Origin of the sequence: Chroococcus sp. FPU101 (assembly GCF_017312365.1) — a bacterium.
In the GTDB taxonomy this organism is placed as follows: domain Bacteria; phylum Cyanobacteriota; class Cyanobacteriia; order Cyanobacteriales; family Microcystaceae; genus Chroococcus.
In genome coordinates this window covers 29,453-49,280 of the sequence record NZ_BLJI01000032.1, presented here as the reverse complement: position 1 = coordinate 49,280, position 19,828 = coordinate 29,453, and the positions used below count along the sequence as shown (strand labels likewise).

17 protein-coding genes and 2 pseudogenes are annotated in these 19,828 nt (G+C 39.3%); 8 read left to right on the top strand and 11 right to left on the bottom strand.

Features of this window, described 5'->3' with window-relative positions; all coding sequences use genetic code 11:
* Positions 1–209 (top strand): annotated as a pseudogene (locus tag CFPU101_RS20205) (TolC family protein); the annotation flags it as partial.
* 79 nt (positions 210–288) lie between these two features.
* Here CFPU101_RS20205 and CFPU101_RS20200 read toward each other — a convergent pair.
* The 6 genes from CFPU101_RS20200 to shc form a co-directional block, all read right to left on the bottom strand.
* Complete coding sequence (locus CFPU101_RS20200; protein ID WP_206817123.1) at positions 289–810, bottom strand: phycocyanin subunit beta; 522 nt, start codon at positions 808–810, stop codon at positions 289–291.
* A gap of 956 nt (positions 811–1,766) precedes the next feature.
* Positions 1,767–5,027, bottom strand: a complete 3,261-nt coding sequence (locus CFPU101_RS20195; protein WP_206817122.1) for an alkaline phosphatase — start codon at positions 5,025–5,027, stop codon at positions 1,767–1,769.
* Between the two features lie 235 nt (positions 5,028–5,262).
* Positions 5,263–6,294: a DUF4034 domain-containing protein gene (locus tag CFPU101_RS20190; protein ID WP_206817121.1), complete on the bottom strand. Its 1,032-nt coding sequence runs from the start codon at positions 6,292–6,294 to the stop codon at positions 5,263–5,265.
* A gap of 66 nt (positions 6,295–6,360) precedes the next feature.
* Positions 6,361–7,227 (bottom strand): DUF72 domain-containing protein, encoded by an 867-nt coding sequence (locus tag CFPU101_RS20185; RefSeq protein ID WP_206817120.1) that lies wholly within the window; start codon positions 7,225–7,227, stop codon positions 6,361–6,363.
* Positions 7,228–7,392: 165 nt separating this feature from the next.
* Entirely contained in the window at positions 7,393–7,926 is a 534-nt protein-coding gene (locus CFPU101_RS20180; protein WP_206817119.1) for a photosystem I reaction center subunit XI, read from the bottom strand.
* Between the two features lie 239 nt (positions 7,927–8,165).
* A complete protein-coding gene (gene shc / locus CFPU101_RS20175) occupies positions 8,166–10,097 on the bottom strand; it encodes a squalene--hopene cyclase (protein ID WP_206817118.1) in 1,932 nt (643 codons plus the stop codon).
* A 108-nt stretch (positions 10,098–10,205) separates the two neighbouring features.
* Here shc and CFPU101_RS20170 point away from each other — a divergent pair, with 108 nt between their 5' ends.
* A complete protein-coding gene (locus CFPU101_RS20170; RefSeq protein WP_206817117.1) occupies positions 10,206–10,661 on the top strand; it encodes a DUF29 domain-containing protein in 456 nt (151 codons plus the stop codon).
* On the opposite strand, the gene CFPU101_RS20165 is transcribed toward CFPU101_RS20170, so the two are convergent.
* Positions 10,653–11,201 (bottom strand): Uma2 family endonuclease, encoded by a 549-nt coding sequence (locus CFPU101_RS20165; RefSeq protein ID WP_206817116.1) that lies wholly within the window; start codon positions 11,199–11,201, stop codon positions 10,653–10,655. The two genes, CFPU101_RS20170 and CFPU101_RS20165, sit on opposite strands and share 9 nt — an antisense overlap.
* A 66-nt stretch (positions 11,202–11,267) precedes the next feature.
* Here CFPU101_RS20165 and CFPU101_RS20160 point away from each other — a divergent pair, with 66 nt between their 5' ends.
* The gene (locus CFPU101_RS20160; RefSeq protein ID WP_206817115.1) at positions 11,268–12,458 is read left to right on the top strand and encodes a glycosyltransferase; all 1,191 of its coding nucleotides are present in this window, start codon (positions 11,268–11,270) and stop codon (positions 12,456–12,458) included.
* On the opposite strand, the gene CFPU101_RS20155 is transcribed toward CFPU101_RS20160, so the two are convergent.
* Positions 12,455–13,333, bottom strand: coding sequence for a lipid kinase (locus CFPU101_RS20155; protein WP_206817114.1), 879 nt, complete (start codon positions 13,331–13,333; stop codon positions 12,455–12,457). The genes CFPU101_RS20160 and CFPU101_RS20155 overlap by 4 nt on opposite strands.
* Positions 13,334–13,589: 256 nt before the next feature.
* Between CFPU101_RS20155 and bioB the strand changes: the two genes are divergently transcribed.
* Genes bioB through lspA form a run of 3 tightly spaced genes read left to right on the top strand, consistent with a single transcriptional unit; the run spans position 13,590 to position 15,774 of the window.
* Complete coding sequence (gene bioB / locus CFPU101_RS20150) at positions 13,590–14,669, top strand: biotin synthase BioB (RefSeq protein ID WP_242578128.1); 1,080 nt, start codon at positions 13,590–13,592, stop codon at positions 14,667–14,669.
* On the top strand, positions 14,641–15,297 hold the full coding sequence (locus tag CFPU101_RS20145) for a biotin transporter BioY (protein WP_374191980.1): 657 nt from the start codon (positions 14,641–14,643) through the stop codon (positions 15,295–15,297). The genes bioB and CFPU101_RS20145 overlap by 29 nt, the downstream gene beginning before the upstream one ends.
* Positions 15,298–15,306: 9 nt before the next feature.
* Positions 15,307–15,774, top strand: a complete 468-nt coding sequence (gene lspA / locus CFPU101_RS20140; protein WP_206817112.1) for a signal peptidase II — start codon at positions 15,307–15,309, stop codon at positions 15,772–15,774.
* On the opposite strand, the gene CFPU101_RS20135 is transcribed toward lspA, so the two are convergent.
* The 3 genes and pseudogenes from CFPU101_RS20135 to CFPU101_RS20125 all read right to left on the bottom strand — a co-directional run bounded on the left by CFPU101_RS20135 (position 15,771) and on the right by CFPU101_RS20125 (position 17,945).
* Positions 15,771–16,016 (bottom strand): FeoA family protein, encoded by a 246-nt coding sequence (locus CFPU101_RS20135; RefSeq protein WP_206817111.1) that lies wholly within the window; start codon positions 16,014–16,016, stop codon positions 15,771–15,773. The two genes, lspA and CFPU101_RS20135, sit on opposite strands and share 4 nt — an antisense overlap.
* Positions 16,017–16,122: 106 nt before the next feature.
* Positions 16,123–17,702: pseudogene (locus CFPU101_RS20130) on the bottom strand (iron uptake porin).
* 48 nt (positions 17,703–17,750) lie between these two features.
* Positions 17,751–17,945: a hypothetical protein gene (locus CFPU101_RS20125; RefSeq protein WP_206817110.1), complete on the bottom strand. Its 195-nt coding sequence runs from the start codon at positions 17,943–17,945 to the stop codon at positions 17,751–17,753.
* Between the two features lie 246 nt (positions 17,946–18,191).
* Between CFPU101_RS20125 and CFPU101_RS20120 the strand changes: the two genes are divergently transcribed.
* Positions 18,192–18,662: a DUF6335 family protein gene (locus CFPU101_RS20120; protein ID WP_242578126.1), complete on the top strand. Its 471-nt coding sequence runs from the start codon at positions 18,192–18,194 to the stop codon at positions 18,660–18,662.
* Between the two features lie 26 nt (positions 18,663–18,688).
* The gene (locus CFPU101_RS20115) at positions 18,689–19,726 is read left to right on the top strand and encodes an SDR family oxidoreductase (protein WP_206817109.1); all 1,038 of its coding nucleotides are present in this window, start codon (positions 18,689–18,691) and stop codon (positions 19,724–19,726) included.
* The last annotated feature ends 102 nt before the right edge of the window (positions 19,727–19,828 follow it).

Genomic DNA, 19,828 nt, shown 5'->3' with positions numbered 1-19,828 from the left:
TTGGTACTCGTTTTTCGGTGCTACAAGCGGAAGTAGATGTAGCCCGTGCAAATCAAGATTTAACGACTAATATTTCTAACCAACGGATTGCTAGACGGACTTTAGTTAATCTCTTAAGCTTAGGGCAAAAAGTGGATGTAACAGCAGCCGATCCTATTGAAGAAGCGGGAAACTGGCCCCTGACCCTTGAAGAAAGTATTGTACTATGAATTGGTATAACCGCTTCAGTTAAAGGTGTTTTTGACATGAGTTGAGTTTCTCCTTTAATTTGACAAAAGTTTGTTGAATTTAGCGAACGGCGGCGGCGGCTCGATCAAAGTAACTTGCGACTTCGGCGAGCAATGAACTGCAATCCCCTCGCGTGATATTGTTTGGATCGCCAGCGATCGCAAGAGAAGCCTCTTTTAGCTTGTCTACTCCAACCGCGACAGAAGCTCCTGGAGTCCCCAAAGCGACGTAGGTTTCTCGTAAACCATTAAGAGCGCGATCATCTAATACGCTGGCATCGCCTGTAAAAATTGCGTAGGTGACATAGCGCAGAATGATTTCGAGATCTCTAAGGCAAGCGGCGGCGCGACGACTGGTATAAGCGTTTCCCCCTGGTGCAATCAGTTGGGGCTGTTCGCCAAAAAGAGAACGAGCCGCATTAGTGACGATCGCAGAAGAATTACTTGTAATACGGTTCACTACATCAACGCGTTTATTGCCATCTTTGACTAAGGCAATGAGTCCATCGATCTGATTATTGTTCAGGTACTCGCCTCGTGCATCTGCTTGAGCAACAACTCTGGAAAAAGCATCCAGTACCATCGTTTTAGTCTCCTCAAATGTAAGTTGATTCAGTTTTTGAGCAAAATACAGTTTACCTATCGGTTTTTTGTATTTTTAGAGAGTATCCCATAGAATTTAGTTCAACACAACTGTTTTTGTTGTTAATTTTTGTAATAAAATGTAATTAATATTACAATTTAGTGTATTGCAGGAATCTAGATTATTTTAATTAGAAAATATAGCTTTTGACGCGCTTACAATTAATATTCTCTAACTCGGTCAATCACAAGCTCAATCTTTCTACCATCTTTACTTACTGTATGGCTTAATTTATTAGATAGTTTTTTTCCTAGCTTGGCTTACTAACACTATTTAGCAGAAATTAATTTAATATTTTTTATTAAGTGAAATACAAATAAAGTCAAAATATAATATTAATTAATTTTTTTTAAACATAATCTAGTAAAGATTTTATGGCATTAATTGCTTCTTTTAATCAATTAAGAATGGCTAACAGACTATTTAAAAAATGTAACTTGACTTCAGATAATGATCAGCACTTAAAACAAAGATAGGCACATCAAGCAGTAAAGCTAGATTTGCCGAGTCATTGTTCTTCAACAATCCCAATAATGAATATAGCAATTTTAGAAGTTGCTTAAATAATAACAGGTATTTTCCATGACACTATCTATTGTCAAATCATTTAATTGAGTGGATTTTTAATTAAATTTATTTATCTTTTAAAAAGTAAAAGTTTTTAATTTAAAAAGAGTCAGTTTAGAATAAATTCGGGTATTGTCAACTTAACTGCCGTAAAAACTCAATCATACCGTATTTCGGGATGAATACCAGTATATGTCTCTATTTAGTCACACTAATCCTAGTAATACTCTTCCAATCTTCTATCTTCTGCTTGATTAAATCTAAAGTTAACCTGAAAATACCATTAGTGAGATAAGGGGGAAAACCACCCCCCTATCATTTCATTCAAATTAAGCAAAAACAAAATTTGTCTCAGTTAGACTGCTAACTTGAACATTGATCAGTTTTGCAATATCTTGATTTAAGGCACGAACGATCATATCTTGTCCGTCTTGGATCAAGGATAAACCTGCAAAATTCAGGCTAGTATTCGCAAACCCAATCACATCAACGCCACTGGTAAAATCAGTAATGATATTTGCCATATCGGGTAGATCTTCGCTATCGGTAACCACCCAGAACTGATCAGATCCGACCCCACCAGTAATAACATTGTTGCCACCACTAGAACCGACAAATAAAGTATCATCTCCTGAACCTGCGAGGATGCGGTTATTAGCACCAGCAAACAAAGTATCATCACCACTACCGAGATCAAGACGGTTTCCACCCGACGCAAAAGTGACATCAACGGTATCATTGCCACTTCCTGTAAACAGAATTTGCAGATCCCCAACAAAACCTCTAGTATCGGGAATAGCTGTATCAAACTGATCAGCTTCGGGTGTTCCATAAACAGTTTTTGGCGGTTCAGCTTCACCAAAAAGAGTTTGATACATGATGCGGTAAATTTCTGTATTGTCTACAGTAGAAGGCAAAAGCTCCGCATTTAAGCCATAGGTTTTAGCCACAATACTACCAGGAAAATCAGGTGTACCCGTCCATGCGATCGCAAAATTTCCCATCGGGCCATTCAGACTATCAACAGATGCAAAAGGTTGCCAAGGTGCATCGGGACTAGCAGTACTGCCGTTGACCCCATCTAGATAGTTAGGCGTGGGTTCTGGACTGGGATTAACATTAATAAAAGGAACTTGAGGCTCACTATCCATTAAAGCAGGATCGCTGGTAAAGTTGCCTTCTGGACGAGTATAGGGGGCGTATTGAAAAACCTGCATTCCGCCCGCCTCGCTATCGGCTGCCGTAATAACTAATGTATTTGGATCTTGAGTATTAACATAGTCCATTGCTACACCAATAGCCGCATCAGCGCGTCGCATGGCTTCGATGGTTCCGACTGCGTTGTTATTATTACCAAAGTTATCGGTTCCTTCTTCTTCAACAACCGCAAAAAAGCCGTCGGGATCTTGTTCGAGGATCACAAGGGCAGCATCGAGCATTTCAGCAATAGTCGGTGCTGTCGGCACATATAGGGGGCTAGGGTTAGGGGTATTCAGTCCTAATGCTTCTTCTGTGCGATCGTCAAAAGTATGATTTGCAGCAAAGATCCCTAAGAGTTTTTCGGGTAAAGTCCCACTACTCATCACTTGATTGAGTTGCTCTTCGGTATAGACTACGGTATAACCGAGAGACTGAGCCAATTCAATTAAGTTGGTACTTGGACGATCCTCTGCATCACTGTACTGGGCATCAATTTCGGGGGTGACGTGAAAACCTGTAGTACCTTGGGGTAAGAGATAGACTTCCCCACCTGCCATAATGACATTCGTTCCAGAACGGATCACCTGTTCTGCTATTTCGGCCGTTTTATCTCTCGCTCGAATATTGGGATCGGGTGTACGGTTGGAGGTTTGAGCAGCAAAGGCGGCGGTTCCAGGTTCTCCGATGTGACCCGACTGTACTAAGGCAGTGGCTTTTCCTTTCTCGATCGCCTCATCTAAAATTGTCATGCCAACTCTACCAGAAGCGGAGCGAATTGGTGTGTTATCTTCATTAAATCCAAAAGATTCCGCAAAAACCTTAGCTCCCGTCGCATGAGTCACCGCCCCTGCATTGGAAGTTCCTGTTAACTGGTCTTCCATGTGTCCCAGATAAACCCCTGCATTGGACATCATATCCCAATTCAAACGACCATCAGGCCCTAAATCGACGTTACGAAGAGCCATGTAGTGCGAGGGACTGGTACCATCGGGGTGAATAAAGATCACGTTACCTGTGTCTTCGGTGGGAGTGGGGGCAACTTGTGGCGGTTCGTTCCGAGAGGGTAATTCTGTCTCGAATAGGGTTTCGTACATCAATTCGTACATTCCCGTATTATCCGCAGTTGAAGGGAGGTTCTCGGAATTGAGTCCATGCGCTTTTGTAACAATACTACCTGCAAAATCAGGTGTACCCGCCCATGCGATCGCAAAAGGTAACGTATCCCCATTAGCATCGGGTGCAGAGACAAAGGGAAGGGAATTAGCCCCAGTTTGGCCATCTAGAGGTACTAGACGTTCTTCGGTGGTTGGATTATTATTAATCGTGCCAACGGGTTGATCAGCAGGCAAAGGATCTCGAACTTGTAAACCACCCGCATCGCTATCGGCAGCAGTTAGGATCAAAGTATTAGAATGACGTTGATGAAAGTCGAGAGCAACACCAATAGCTTGATCAGCCCGTCTTAAACCTTCTAGGGTTCCAGCCGCGTTATTGTTATTACCAAAATTATCGGTTCCTTCTTCTTCTAGTACCGTAAATGAACCATTGTCAAAGTTAGGATGTTGTTCGGCTAACTCTTGAGTCACTTCGAGCATTTCTGCTATGGTTGGCGCAGTGGGTGAATAAAGCGGCGTGGCTTCGGGTGTGCCTAAGCCTAAAGCTTCTTCTGGTCTATCATTAAAAGTATGAAGGACAGCAAAGACCCCTAAAACTTTTGTTGGTGGGGTGGGATACTGAGTGGTATCAAGCAGGTCAAATAATTGCTCTCTGTTGTAAACTACAGTGTAGCCAAGACTTCTGGCTAGTTCAATCAAATTTCCTGAGGGGCGAGTTATAGGGTTAGTACTACGAGCATCGAGTTGGGCGGCTGTTTCGTGAAAGCCATCGACTCCAACGGGTAGCATATGCAGTTCACCACCACCCATGATAAAATCTACTCCAGACTCGATCACTTGTCTGGTGATGGCTGCGACTTGTTGCCGTGGAGGAATGCGCTGACCATCGACTTCTAATTCGCCCACTTGTGCGACAAATGCGGCTGTACCTGGTTCTGCAGCAAAACCTGACTGGAGCAATGCGGTTACTTTATTGGCTGCAACCGCTTCCTGCATAATGGTTTGACCGATATTTCCAGACCGTGACTCTACAGGCGAACCATCTTCATTGAGTCCAAAAGATTCTGCATACACCTTAGCCCCAGTCGCATGAGTGACAGCCCCTGCATTAGAAGTCCCTCCGAGTTGGTCTTCCATGTGACCTAGGTAAACACCTGCTTGATCGAGTCTATCCCAGTTGAGTCGTCCATCAGGCCCATGTAATAGAAAACGTGCTGCCCCATAATGCGCAGGACTGGTACCATCTGGATGGATGAAAATGACGTGGTTATTCATTGTTGGTTGCTAATATTTTGTTTAGGGAAATTTAATCAAGGTTTAACTTACGGAAGATTAGACTATCTGCCGTATTCAGACACGGAAGTAAAAATTAGATTCCTTGATAATTATTGATAGTTCAGTTTAAGAGATAGCTATCTTTTCTTTAAAAGATTTAATTTACTGCTTTAGGAATATTTTTAGATTTGATAAAAATGTTTTGGAGCGAAATATTGACAATTTAATGATAGATTTATCGATACCTACTGGCTCTGCGTTTAATCTCAGGATTATTGGGTTCACGAGTTATAGCCATTTTAAAATACTGACGAGCGAGTTGATCTTTACCTGCTATTTTAGCAACTTCTGCAAACCATAATGGATACCATCCAGCGCGAGGAAAATCTTTAATTAACCGTAAATAATTTTTCTCGATTTCATTCCAGACTTGAGGTTGATTGTAATAATATTGTTTATTGGAATAATAAGCACATAAATCTTGATGAGCCTGAGGCACTAGGAAAGGAATAGCTGTACCATGCGGTGCCGACTTGGCTGCTTGACGAACAAAGGCTAAAACTTCTTGCTCATTACCACCCCATTGAGGACTTAGATACAAAGATTTTTCTTGATAAGCTTGCATGAAGTTAGGAACAAGTGTAATTGCTTTTTTGAATATAGGTTCAAAATCTCTTGCTGATGCTCTTCTCATATTTCTTTTAATTCTTAATTTAGCAAAAATAGCGATCGGGTTGTTAGAATTAAGAGCGATCGCTTTTTGGGTATCTGCAGTAGCTAGAGCAAGACGTTTTAGATATTCCTGCATATTTTCGGCAGGAGTTTTGTAAGCGTATCGGTTTCCTCGAATATCCCAAGCTTGATAATAATGAAAATAGGCTCTTACACTATAAGCAATTGTGCTATTAGGTGACTTTTTGATCCAATCATCTAAAATTGTAACCCAACTCGGATCTAATGAAACCATCGCCTTATCTAAAACGGATACAGCATAATAAAAGCCACCGCGAGTTAATTTTTTTTCTTTGATTGAATGGTTGAGAATTTGTTCAATTTGAGTATATTTTTCTTGTTCAAGTAAATTTAGTATATTTTCTGCTTGTGCTTCATACTCTAATGTGGTGAAAGACATCACCTGAATTTGACTTGTTGTATTATTAGCTAAGGTACGAGTGCTATAGGTTGTTAGGGAAAGCGGAACCCAAAGACAGATTAAAAGACTCAGCACACGAGAACAATGTGTTTGATAACGGATGATTTCACTCATAAAATTTGCTAATAGTAAGCTTTTTTTACAAGAGTTCCCTAAAATGAGTGGGAAATCACCATGTTTTCAAAATAAATTTAACTGTTCTAACTTCTCAAGTTCATTCCAAGGTAAAGGAGGAACATCAACACCCGATTTTTCTAATAATTCTTGAAAATAACGTGCTGTATGCGGTGAATGATCTTCTATTGGACAATGGACAAAAAAGTAAACAGTTATTCCCTGTTTTAACCATTGATCTAATTGTTTAACCCACTCATCTAAATAAGCTTGATTCCATTGTCGCTCAGGATGACTGATAAAACGAACTAAAGTAAAATTAGCAGTAACATGAGGCTGTAGAGGTACTTGTGGTTTACGCCGTTCTGAGTTAATCTGTGGGTCACTTGGGGCGTTATAAATAGGACGTGTATCTAATAACACTCTAGCAATATGATGATTTTCGAGTAAGTTTTTTAGTTTTTCTGAATACGGTTCTTTAAACCAACTAGGATGACGAACTTCTAAAGCTAATTTAATGTTTTGTGTCGCGAGGACTGACAGAAATAAGGATAGATCTTCCAAATAATTCGGACTATAACTGGGTGGAAGTTGGATAAATACAGAACCCAAACGATCACCTAATTTTCTCATCCGTTCGAGAAATGCAATTGCGTCAACTATCTTAGGTTGTAATAACCCTTCATGGGTAATTGTTTTGGGAAATTTTGGCACAAATTTAAACTCATTTGCGGTTTCTTCTTTCCATCGTTTTACGGTTTTTTCATCGGGAACTGCATAAAAAGTTGTATTTCCTTCTACTGTCGTTAGTCGTTGACTGTAAAGTGAGAGAAAATCTTTAGCAGGTGTTTTAAGGGGATAGAATGAACCTAGCCAACCTTTATATGACCAAACAGCACAACCTAAATAAAATTGGCGTTCTAGAGATATCATTAAATAAATTGCTGTTTATTTTTGAATTATAGTTTGCGCTTTTTATAACGCCAGTGAATTTATTCACTGTCTAATAGCAAAAGTCCATTTTAATGGACTAGAGTCGGTTTTAACCGAATAAACGCATATTTAGACAGGAATTTTATTCCCTGGCAGAATTATGACTTATCGAATGACATAATCGTAGAAAAATTTGCTGATAACAAGGGTTAAGAGTAGATAAGCAAATAATGCACCACCGATGCCACCGATCAAGAAACCGCTTGCATACTCATTCCAACCTTCTTGAGTTTTAAAAGCATCTGGAATATTAGGGGCGGTTACAATAGGTTGTGAAACAGGCTTCTGAACACTCGCGTAAAGGGAAATAGCAAGGGTTGAAATAATAAGTATACTGATCACGGATAAAAGTGCTGTTGTGTAGGCTACTTCTGTACCGCGTAAGGGGCTAAAGGTAGCAAAGGGGCCAATTAACCAGTAACCGTGTGCCATCCCAACTTCTAAACCGCGACGTAGTGGAGAAAGTCCACGTCGATATGCGGGTAAGTTATTGATATACGCTTTAGCAAGACCAGAAGCATTAATGGGGGTTTCTAAATTGCCGCGTTGTGGATCATTAAAAGCGGGGTAAACTACTTCTTTATTTCTGGGATCTCTGGGATTATCCTTTGATTCGGAAATTGCTTGAGATTGAACCATGTGATTACCTATAATTCGTATTCTTTATCTATTAAAATTAATTAATTTTTCTCTTGAAAAGACCTGTCAAAAGTTATATTCTATACTTATCAAAAGTGTTATGATATTCCGCTAATCTTTTTCTGAAATCAGAATCATGTAGTGATATGGCGACCCTTACCCTACAAGTTATTGCTTTAATTTATTAACAAAAAATAGGTGAGTCTAGCCCACCTACTTTAAATATCAGTGAAAAGGCTTTAAAATTGCTCTTTTAACTTTTGATATCGTCCCAAAGCAATTAGCGGAAAATATTGATAATACATATGGTAGCGAATGTAGAAATGACTTGGGAATCCAGTCCCAGTAAATTCTTCCTCATCCCATGTTCCATCGCTATTTTGCGTAGACATTAGATACTGAATTCCTTTCTCAATAGCAGTTTTCGCCCATGTTTGCGTTGCCATCCCTGCATCTAATAAGCCAATTAATGCCCAAGCGGTTTGGGATGCGGTACTAACTCCTTTACCTCGTAGGGTGGGTTCTCGATAGGTTTGACAGGTTTCACCCCATCCCCCATCAGGGTTTTGTTTTTCTAGTAACCAGTTAACGCCTTTTTCTATTTGGTTTTTGTGAGTTTGTGGCGCAATAACGGCTAATGCAGAGATCACCCCACTGGTACCATATAAATAATTAACCCCCCAACGCCCAAACCAACTACCATCGGTTTCTTGTTCTTTGTCAAGAAAGGCTAAAGCTTTTTTGACTCGGTTTGCATCCATGCTTAAACCACAAGCCCCTAACATTTCTAAGACTCTAGCGGTGACATCGGCGGTACTCGGATCGATCATGGCTTTGAGATCACCGTAGGGGACTTCATTTAACCACGCTTGATCATTATCTTTATCAAATGCTGCCCATCCACCCGTTTTACACTGCATGGTAGCCATCCATTGCAAACATCTTTTTATTGCGCCATGTTTAATTTTTTCATTGGGCATCATTACGCCATGTAATGCCATAACGACAACCGCAGAGTCATCAAGATCTGGATAGAAACGGTTTTCAAATTCAAACGCCCAGCCGCCAGGTTGTCCTTCTTTATTCTTGATCTGCCAGTCACCATAGTCTAAAATTTGTTGATCGAGTAGCCATTGTGCGCCCCGAACCAAAGCAGGATGATCGGGGTTTAAACCAGACTCCACTAAGCCTCGCAAACACCATGCAGTGTCCCATACAGGGGATACACAGGGTTGTACTCGATAGGTTTGTTCTGTTTCAATGGAAAAGTTGTCAACCGCTTTGATACCGCGTTGTACGATGGGGTCATATAAGTCATAGTTGAGCGATCGTAAGGCTAATAATGAATTTAGCATTGCAGGGATGATTCCGCCCCAGTCGCCGCTATCTTCTTGTCTTTCTATGATCCATTTTTCGGCAACTTTGAGGCTTTTTTGGTGAAACGGTACAAGATGATTTTTTTCTGTCCATTTGAAGATTTTATCTAGGGTTAGGAAAATATCGCCCCAATTATTGTTTTTTGGCAGTGCATATTTAACGTTTTCTTTTCCTTCTGCATAAAGTTCATCAAGATTAATGGCAGGATCAGTAAGATAAATTGGTTTTTTATCAAATACAATCAATAGAGGAACCGTACTACCTCGCGCCCAACTGGACATATCATAAATTGTAAAAGGAAAGTTATTCGGAAATAACATGAGCCAAGGTGGAATAGATGGAATACCTTTCCAGTCATAGCAACCAATTAAAGCAAGATGAAATTTAGTAAAAATACGAGTTTTGCTAATACCACCGCGTTTTAAAATAAATTCTTTGGCTTTCAGTAATACTGGATCATTTGCACTGACTCCTAGTAATCTTAATGCCATATAGGCTTCTACTGAGGTACTAAGTTCACCTCCATCACCGTAGAATAGTTCCCATCCTCCGTGATCTTTTTGCATGGAACGGAGATAGGTTTCAGCTTTGTGTAAAGGTCGCTCTTGATCGGTTCCCCATATTTTGTGTAGTAAAATGACTTCAGACGTAATTGTAACATTAGATTCGAGTTCAGCCCACCAATAACCATCAGGATATTGAATTCTTAGAAGATGGTTTTGACTGATTGCAATTGCTTCTTCTAGACTACGTGTTATTATTTCTGTTTGCGTTACCTTGTCTTGTATCTGCATCTTTTCCGTTCACTCTCACTTTATTTTGTTTATTGTAATAGATTCTTTGATAAGAGATCTTGTTATTAGTTCCTATATCATAAAAGAAGGATAAACTAGGGTTAAGTTATGAGTGTTATTAATCTTAAAGCTATTGAACAACTTTACGAAGATGATTATACACTTTGGTTAGAAAAAACAGCTAATCAATTAAAGTCAGGAGATTTTTCACAGTTAGACACTATACATTTAATCGAGGAGATCGAAGCTTTGGAAAGTGAACAGCGTCGAAAAGTTGAAAGTTATTTACGACAATTACTGAAACATCTTCTTTTCTATCAATATTGGAGTCTTCCTGAATGTAAAAATCATTGGGCTATGGAGATTGAGAATTTTCGAGCAGAATTAAAAAGATTACTCCGTTCTAGAACTCTTTACAATTATCTTCTTAGCGTCAAAGATGAAGTTTATACTGAAGCAGTACGACAAGCAAAAAAGAAAAGTAATTTAAAATGTTTGCCTGAAACTTGTTCTGATACCATTGAACAAATTTTAGATATAGATTTTTATCCTGAATCAATTTAAACCGAGTAATTGGGTCACTGAAATATTAATATCAGGAAACGCTAAAGAACTAATTTCACCTTCTGTATACTCTTCTCGACTCTGATAATAGCCGTTACTGGGTTCTCGAAAAACAATGAGTTTTGTTTGTGATAAATCCATTATCCAATATTCTTGTATTCCAGCATTGGCATAAATTGTTTGTTTTAATTCTAAATCTTTTTTCAGGCTACTATTTGCGACTTCAATTACCCAAAATATATCTTCAGCATAGGGATGATGAAAATTATATTGACTAACGGGAAGTCGTACAATTGCGATATCGGGTTCGGGTTCGGAGTCAGCTAAGGTTATTGGCCCATTAAAACGAATTTCTGCTAAATTTTTGAACAATTGTTCCAAATAAGATACACCGCGACGAGTTGTATTATAGTGGATGGGTTTTTCTGGACTCATTTCGATAATCTCACCTGCTAATAATTCTACCTTACGATCGTCTAATATTCCTGCCTCAATCATCTGGTGATATTCTTCGATTGTCCACTTGGCTAAAATTTTCATAAACTCTCGTCTAAAATTATCTTTATTCAAGTATACTATAGCCAAAATAAGCTGAGTTAGATATCAATGCAATTTTTATTCATTCTTTCCCTAATATCTTTATTCATTTGGATTTATTTAATTTTTTTTCGTGGGGGTTATTGGTTATCGAATCAGAAATTAAAACCTAATTTTAAATTAGAGAATGATTATCCATCGGTTTGTGCTGTCATTCCTGCCAGAAATGAAGCTGATACAATTCCTATTAGCTTACCTTCTTTACTTAAACAACAATATACAGGTGATTTTAAAATAATTTTAGTTGATGATCAAAGTACAGATGGAACTGGCAAAATTGCTTTAGAAATCAGTAATAAATTAAATCAATTTGAACGAATCAATGTAATTAAAGGTGAACCGTTACCCTCTGGATGGTCTGGAAAACTGTGGGCAATGCAACAAGGTTTAAACTACATACAATCTCAAGAAATAACGGCTAAATATATTCTGTTTACTGATGCCGATATTCAACATGATTTATTAAATTTATCACAACTGGTCACGAAAGCAGAACAAGAAAAATTAGCCTTAGTTTCTCTAATGGTTTTACTAAAATATGAAAGTTTTTGGGAACGTTTTTTGATTCCTGCTTTTGTTTACTTTTTCGAGAAACTCTATCCGTTTTCTTGGGCAAATAATCCTAAAAATAAGATGGCTGCTGCTGCAGGTGGATGTATTCTCATTCGACGAGATATCTTAGAAAAAATTGGTGGGATTGAAATTCTAAAAACTGCTCTTATTGATGATTGTACACTAGCAACTGAAGTCAAAAAATATATCCAAAATTACCCTAATCTTGACACTAAAGGAATTTGGTTAGGCTTAACAGACGCGACTTTTAGTTTAAGAGATTATCCAACATTAAAATCAATTTGGGATCTGATCGCTAGAACCGCTTTTACACAGCTTAATTATTCTAGTTTATTGCTCGTTGGAACGGTTTTAGGAATGGTAATGACTTATTTAATATCTCCCCTCAGTATTATTCTAGGAATTATTCTAAATAATCAAATCATTTTGGTCATCGGGTTAATTATTTGGTTACTGATGGCGTTATCTTATTGGCCAACCTTAAAATTATACAAATGTTCTCCTCTGTGGGCATTTAGTTTACCTGTAATTGCCTTTCTTTATACTCTCATGACCATTGATTCGGCAATAAGATATTGGCAAGGAAAGGGTGGAGGATGGAAAGGAAGAGTTTATAATTTTGATTAGCCTTCCTGTGGCACAAAAACATTTAATGCTTTAGGAATGACGCGAAAAACAGCAGGAGTCACCGTTGTTAATTCACCATCAGTATTAATCGTATGTTCTTTGCGTGTGCGTATTTCTATTTCTTCTCCAGACCAAGTTTGTACCCAAGGTAATAACCCGTGTTCTCCTTTGGGAAATGTTTTTAAAAGAGGGAAAATTTGCCACCAGTGTTCCAATTCTAGACTGTATAAATCTAATCTACGATCGTCAATTGTCGCATCAGCAGCAATAGTCATTCCTCCCCCATAATATCGCCCATTTCCTACAGCAATTTGAATCGTTTTAACCTTTGTTGCTTCTCCATTGACGATAATATCAGCATGAAAGGGACGAGTTTGTGATAAAACTTTCATCGCTGTAGCAAGATAAGCGAGAACACCCCAACGACGTTTTGCACCTTTAGTCAGTTTTTGAGTAATTTTTACTCCTAACCCTAAACTAGCAACGTTAAAAAAATGTTTGCCATTCACCCATCCTAAATCAATGGGTTTAAGATAACCATCGGCGATAACTCGACAAGCATCAGAAATATCAAGTGGAATAGATAAAGTTCGTGCTAGATCATTGGCTGTCCCAAGGGGTAAAATGCCTAAAGGAAGTTGTAAATCGACCAAAGTATCGACAATACCATTGAGTGTACCATCACCCCCGCCAATAATCACAAGGTCAACTTGTTTTCCGTAACGATGAATATCTTGTGTGAGTTGCTCTGTTGATTTAAGGGGAATTGTAATACATTCAAATTCCAAATCATGCAGAATATCTACAACTTGTGCAAAGTATTGTTTTCCTTTACGTGCATGACGGTTAATAATTAGCAATGCTCTTTTTGACATAATTAACCCTATCCGAACAACAAGCCACAATTTTATTATGATGGTTTATTGGTGTTCTGGTGTGAGCTTTGATTGTTTAGTGCAAATTATTTTTAAAAACATTAAATATCGCTAAAGATTATAACAATTTTCTATTGAATCTATAGAAAACTTATAAGCATAGTTCCGATGATGTCGATTTTAGGACGAGACAAAGATCGAGAGGTCTAGTCTAATGATAAAATGCTGGTATTTCCGAGTAGGGCATCTTTTAAACGTGGTTCAAACATCAGTTTTATCACTTCCAACCGATACAGACATCAAAACGTGGTTACAGCAGCTTGCATCTTTGGTCATTTCAGGTAAACAACTGACGAAAGAAGAAGCATTACTTCTGACTCAAATTGAAGGTCACGATCGTATTTTACTCCTATGTGAAGCAGCCGATCGCATTCGTCAATCTTGTTGTGGTCAAACCGTCGATCTCTGTAGTATCGTCAATATTAAGTCGGGAAACTGTTCAGAAAATTGTAGTTTTTGTTCCCAGTCTGCACATCATTCGGGAACTGAGTCACCCATCTATGGACTAAAACCCCAAGCAGAAATCCTCGAACACGCTAAAGCAGCAGCCGAAGCTGGGGCTAAACGCTTTTGTTTAGTCTCCCAAGGTCGCGGACTCAAATACAATAGCCCGAAATCAAAAGAATTTGAAGAAATTTTAGACACCGTACATAAGATCATTTCAGAGGTCAATATTAAGCCCTGTTGCGCCCTTGGAGAAATTACGCTTGATCAAGCAAAAATGCTCAAAGAAGCGGGTGTAACGCGATATAACCACAATCTAGAGGCTTCCCAGAGTTACTATCCAAGCATTGTAACAACCCATACTTGGCAAGATCGCGTTGATACCGTGAAAAACCTTAAAGCCGCAGGAATCCAAGCTTGTACAGGGGGTATTATTGGTATGGGAGAAAGCTGGAACGATCGCATTGATCTCGCTTTATCTTTGCGAGAATTAGAAGTAGAATCAGTACCAATTAATCTTCTAAACCCTAGACTTGGCACACCATTAGACCATCTTCCTAAACTAGATCCCCTAGAAGCTGTCAAAGCGATCGCCATTTTCCGTTTTATTCTCCCTTCTCAAATTCTACGTTATGCGGGGGGACGGGAAGCAATTATGGGAGAATTACAAGAATTAGGGCTACAAGCGGGAATTAATGCCATGCTCATTGGTAATTATTTAACCACACTTGGTCAACCACCCGAAGCGGATCATGCTATGCTAAAATCTTTAGGTTTACAGGGAGGAGAGGCCCCTATCCCCGGTGAATATCAACCGCACGAACAAGACTAAAAAACGGTTTAACCCACGCCCTCCACTGATTCATCTTTCAATACCCAATGAATTTTTGTGGGCGTTTATTGGCTTAATTCTTACAATTTTTAGTACCTTCTTAGAAGTCTTTATGACGAGCCTCCCTTGGACATGGCCAGTACAGGGTGTTCGGAGTTATTCTTTGGGTGTAACCTATCAAATTGGGGCGGTTTTGCTTACAGGTTGTATGGGTGGCCCGAATGCGGGTTTACTCTCCCAAATTGCCTATGTTTTGTTAGGCTTGGCTTGGGTACCTGTTTTCGCTCAAGGTGGAGGATGGAACTATTTAACTGAACCTAGCTTCGGCTATTTACTCGGTTTTATTCCAGGTAGCTGGCTATGTGGTTGGTTAGCTTTTCGCAAACGCACTAATTTAGAATCATTAGCTTTTAGCTCATTGTGCGGGTTGGTGGTGATTCATTTATGTGGTTTAGTTTACTTAGGGGGTTTATCACTTTTTCATCCAGTGGTACGTCAAAGCATTCCCCTATCGAGTTTACCAACTGCTATTTTTAACTATTCGGTCATTCCTTTTCCCGGACAGCTAATCATTATTTGTGCAGTAGCCCTGATGGCTTTGATTTTACGCCGATTGATGTTTTATTAAAAAGGGGCTATGAGAAAAAATCGTTTATTTTGGATTATTGGCATTTTAGGTTTTATTTTCGATCAACTGACTAAATTTTGGATTGTCCAGCAATTACCCCAAATTGGTGATACAATTCCCCTCATTCAAGGTATTTTTCATTTAACCTATGTCACGAATACAGGTGCAGCTTTTAGTTTTTTTTCGGGGGGTGTATTCTGGTTACGTTGGTTATCCTTTGCGGTTAGTTTAGGGCTAATCATCTATGGATTTTTAGGAAGAATGAGATTTTTTGAACAGTTAGGATATGGATTTATCCTAGCAGGGGCTTTAGGTAACGGTTGGGATCGATTTTTTTTCGGCTATGTGGTTGATTTTCTAGATTTTCGTTTCATTGATTTTCCTGTATTTAATTTTGCGGATGTTTTTATTAATGTTGGTGTGATTTGTCTAATTTTTGCAACTTTTCCCATTCAATCATTGACAAAAAGACGCTAATCAACTTCTTCAACACAAAGGGCATCGACTTCGGGTTTACTCAAACTGACTAAATTTCCTTCGACTTCTAATTGCAAAGGAAACTCGGAACACGCTTGGCGAATTAAAATAAATCTTGTTCCAGGGGCTAACCCTTTAGACAACAGTTTGCCAATATAGCCACTGTAAGCGCGATCATAACCCACAATATAGCCTCTAGCACTGACAGCCATTTCTGTAAGGTAAGTAGTAATAGTATTCATCTCCTTTTGTCCTCTTTAAAAATATAAGATTTAGTTTAGGTGTACAGACGCGCTCATGATTTTGGATGTAGAGACGCGATATATCGTGTCTCTACAAGGGATGATTCTAGAAAGTGAACGTTGTCCGGATGGTTCCGATGATTAAAGTCGCATTATTATCATCGTAATCTGGTGAAGTAATCACCAAAATGCCAGGGGTGATTTTAATATTATCGGTGATCGCATATTCATAAAATGCCTCGATATGAAATGAAGTATCACCATCATCATCAACACCCGAAATTGATGTATTAGATACCCAAGGCTGCATCCCCACAATAATACCGCCTTGACTTCCTTCTTTAAAAAGATCGGGAAATGCTATAGTAGCCGCCCAATTCCAAATATCTAAGTCGCCTCTTTCGAGTTGCCCATCGATCGTATTAAGGGTTCTGGCATTGGTATAACCGCCCCAACCGCCTAAGATCACCCAGTCAAAGGGTCTAAAGCTGGCTTGGATACCATAGCTGTTACTCGAAGTCGAAACTGCCTCACCGAATTGATCTTCAGTAAAGAACTGGAAGTTAGAACGTTCGCTACCTGTACCTGTATCTAGTTGGTTAAAACATGAATATAGGTAAACGCAAGCCCAAATCTTTCATTAGGAACGATACCAATTTGACCAATGGCACTATAGGAACCATTAAACAAACCATTCCCAGGAGTGGGATCGTTTCCTTCTCCTGCTAGATAACCCGCACTAACTTCTAAGAAGCCAAATTTACCCTGTAAACCGATCCCAGTTTGTCCAGGCGCAAAATAAATGGGGTTACGAGTCCCAAAAGCGGAAATAGCCCCCGATGCACCATCGCCATCTAAAGCGTTTAGAGTATTGGTAAAGTCATCCGTTGCACCGCCAAACGCTTCTAACCAGACCGAAATGTTTTCAGTTAGTTGGAAGTTATAAAATAGGACTTCAAGCGCAACGTTATTATCATCAGGTTGAGTATAGCTGAGTGTACTTTGGAATGTTCCAGTAGTTTCAGAAAGATCAGCAACATTGCCCGATGCTAAACGCATATACAGTAAGTCTTGTCCAGTAAAGCTGGTATTGAATTCTAAACGTGTCCGATGTCCTAAAGCGGGAACACGATCAATATCTTCACCACCATCTCTTTCACCAGCTGCTACACCATATAAACCAAAGATCACTTCTCCAGTCAGTTTAGTAGTGGTCGAAAATTGATGATCTTCTAAGAAAGCGACTCGGTTTTCTAAGTTATCGACTCTGGTTCCTAAAACAGCTAATTCTGTTTCAAATTCTTGGGCTAGACGTTTGAGCTTATCGACATCTTCTCTTAAAACCGATACACCCTCTTGGATCAATCGTTCCATTGTATTCAGACACGCATTTAACCCTGCCGCAAATTCCCATCGCGTTAAAGCACGATTTCCGCGAAAGGTGCGATCGGGATATCCGACAATACAACCGTATCGCTCGACTAGACTCCGTAGTGCTTCAAAAGCCCACGCTGTCGGCTCAACGTCCCGCAGTTGGTTAACACTGGTGACTTGAGACATTGGCTTTGTTTGCATCCAGTCTAATGATTCTTCGTTTTTTGTTTGAGCTTCTACTGAATTAACTCCAACAAAAACCCCTAATAGGCTTGCTGTTGCGGTTATTAGTGGCCATTTTTGTTTAAACATGATTACTCCTCACACCAAAAAATGAAAATGATTCTTATTCTAATCAATTTACTTGACTAACCCAGTAACTTCCCCCTCGATGAGATTAACCTGATGTTCAACACGTCGGGTTAAGGAGCCATGACGAGAAGAATCAAAATTAATTGATTGATTCTTAAACGCGCCTTCAAGTCTGCTCAACAGTCCTACGGCGAGTGCTGCTCCAGTTTCAAGAAAAATGCGTCTAGTTATTGGCTTAGTCATCGTTCCATTAGTTTAAATTAGTCCCTCAATCTATGTATTTTAAACCCTATTGCAAATCTTTCTTAACAGTTTTAGAAAAAAATCTAGATTTTTTTCTTGTTCATCCGTACATTAATAAGACAACCTGTCAAAGTTATCTAGAAAGATCTTCAACAAATGGCTCAACTGCGATCTCCTTCTAAAGTTCGAGGACATTAATAGATTGTCCTTTCAACATAGATATAGGACATCAAGGAATCAGAATTTATGAGTATAACTGATCAAGAAGATTTAAACGCCGCCCTCAAAAATCAAGGAACTCCCGTCGCAGAAGATGACGAACCAGAAGAAATCAACGATGATGATATCCCGCAAGAATATACCGAATCTTATGGGACTGGTGTTCATGAACTCCCAGGATATATCGAAGGTGGGCGAACCATGCACCAACGTGATAGCGAGTTTAATGAAGCGGATGCGATACTCACTGGTGGAGATATTGATGCAAATTATGAGCAAGCGAATGCCGTCGGAGATGAAGCGGTAGGAGGCACGGTAGCAACACCCGATCAAGATATTGTTGATGAATTAGGAGAGGCAGTTGGCTTAAATATGGCCGATGGGGAATGGCTTCATACTGATGAAATTCTAACCTTGCGAGATGATCGACGTTGGGAACTCGAACCTAAATCATCAGAAGATTATGAAGAACGCCGCAGTGATGAGGAACTTTATTAATCTAAAAACTTGAGCAAGTAAGACAGATGGGTGAATTACCAGACAATCTTTATTTTATTCTAGTTGTAGGCGCAATCGCGTTTATCCTGCTCCAAATTCTAATCCGTTGGTGGCAAGAAAGCCGTTACACTTTCAAAGACAAAACGGTTTTAATTACAGGAGGCTCTAGAGGACTCGGTTTAGTTATGGCACGTCAGCTAGTTCATCAAGGAGCGCGTGTTGCTATTTGCGCCCGTGATCAAGCCGAACTAGAAAGAGCTAAATTACAATTAAAAGATTGTTTCACCCTAACTTGTGATGTCACGGATCAAACTCAAGTTGAGCAGATGATCCAAAAAATCACCGAGCATTTTGGTAATATAGATGTACTAATTAATAATGCAGGAATCATTCAAGTCGGGCCAATTGAAACCATGACCTTAGAAGATTATGATGCTGCAATGAAGCTTCATTTTTGGGCCCCGTTGTATACGACTTTTGCCGTTTTACCGACCATGCGCCACCAGAAAGCGGGTCGTATCGTTAATATTTCTTCAATTGGCGGTAAAATTAGCGTTCCTCATCTTTTACCCTATAGTGCTAGTAAATTTGCTCTAGTCGGTCTTTCTGAGGGAATGCGTTCCGAGTTAGCCAAAGATGGAATTAAAGTTACCACTGTTTGCCCAGGTTTGATCCGCACAGGTAGTACAGAAAACGCTTATTTTAAAGGACATCATCGTGCTGAGTATACATGGTTTACAATTAGTGATTCACTCCCTATTCTTTCGATGAGTGCCGAGGCAGTCGCCCGAAAAATCTTAGCAGGTTGTCGGCGCGGTGATTCGGAAATTATCACATCGCTTCCTGCTATTATTGGTATTCGATTTCATGGTGTTTTCCCTGGTCTAACCTCAGATATTTTAAGTTGGGTTAACCGACTTCTACCCGAAAATGGCGGAATAGGTAGCGATCGTATTATTGGAAAAGACAGTCATTCCTCAATCACTTCCTCACTTCTAACGGCTTTAAGTCAACGTGCTGCCCGACAAAATAACCAGCTTACACCCGAAGAAATCAAAGAATAGAATAAATAAGCTTTTTTTCTTGACTGTTGATGTGTCGTATCGTACAACCCGCTTTAGCATAAACTTTTAAAATATGTTTAAAGCTTAATAAAAATTATATTT

Coding starts and splice junctions, on each gene's coding strand:
- CFPU101_RS20190 (WP_206817121.1), bottom strand. CDS start 6,294: ATGAGTGAAATCATCCGTTATCAAACACATTGTTCTCGTGTGCTGAGT.
- shc (WP_206817118.1), bottom strand. CDS start 10,097: ATGCAGATACAAGACAAGGTAACGCAAACAGAAATAATAACACGTAGT.
- CFPU101_RS20195 (WP_206817122.1), bottom strand. CDS start 5,027: ATGAATAACCACGTCATTTTCATCCATCCAGATGGTACCAGTCCTGCG.
- CFPU101_RS20165 (WP_206817116.1), bottom strand. CDS start 11,201: ATGAAAATTTTAGCCAAGTGGACAATCGAAGAATATCACCAGATGATT.
- CFPU101_RS20115 (WP_206817109.1), top strand. CDS start 18,689: ATGGGTGAATTACCAGACAATCTTTATTTTATTCTAGTTGTAGGCGCA.
- CFPU101_RS20135 (WP_206817111.1), bottom strand. CDS start 16,016: ATGAATACTATTACTACTTACCTTACAGAAATGGCTGTCAGTGCTAGA.
- CFPU101_RS20180 (WP_206817119.1), bottom strand. CDS start 7,926: ATGGTTCAATCTCAAGCAATTTCCGAATCAAAGGATAATCCCAGAGAT.
- CFPU101_RS20185 (WP_206817120.1), bottom strand. CDS start 7,227: ATGATATCTCTAGAACGCCAATTTTATTTAGGTTGTGCTGTTTGGTCA.
- lspA (WP_206817112.1), top strand. CDS start 15,307: ATGAGAAAAAATCGTTTATTTTGGATTATTGGCATTTTAGGTTTTATT.
- CFPU101_RS20160 (WP_206817115.1), top strand. CDS start 11,268: ATGCAATTTTTATTCATTCTTTCCCTAATATCTTTATTCATTTGGATT.
- CFPU101_RS20170 (WP_206817117.1), top strand. CDS start 10,206: ATGAGTGTTATTAATCTTAAAGCTATTGAACAACTTTACGAAGATGAT.
- CFPU101_RS20120 (WP_242578126.1), top strand. CDS start 18,192: ATGAGTATAACTGATCAAGAAGATTTAAACGCCGCCCTCAAAAATCAA.
- CFPU101_RS20125 (WP_206817110.1), bottom strand. CDS start 17,945: ATGACTAAGCCAATAACTAGACGCATTTTTCTTGAAACTGGAGCAGCA.
- CFPU101_RS20155 (WP_206817114.1), bottom strand. CDS start 13,333: ATGTCAAAAAGAGCATTGCTAATTATTAACCGTCATGCACGTAAAGGA.
- CFPU101_RS20200 (WP_206817123.1), bottom strand. CDS start 810: ATGGTACTGGATGCTTTTTCCAGAGTTGTTGCTCAAGCAGATGCACGA.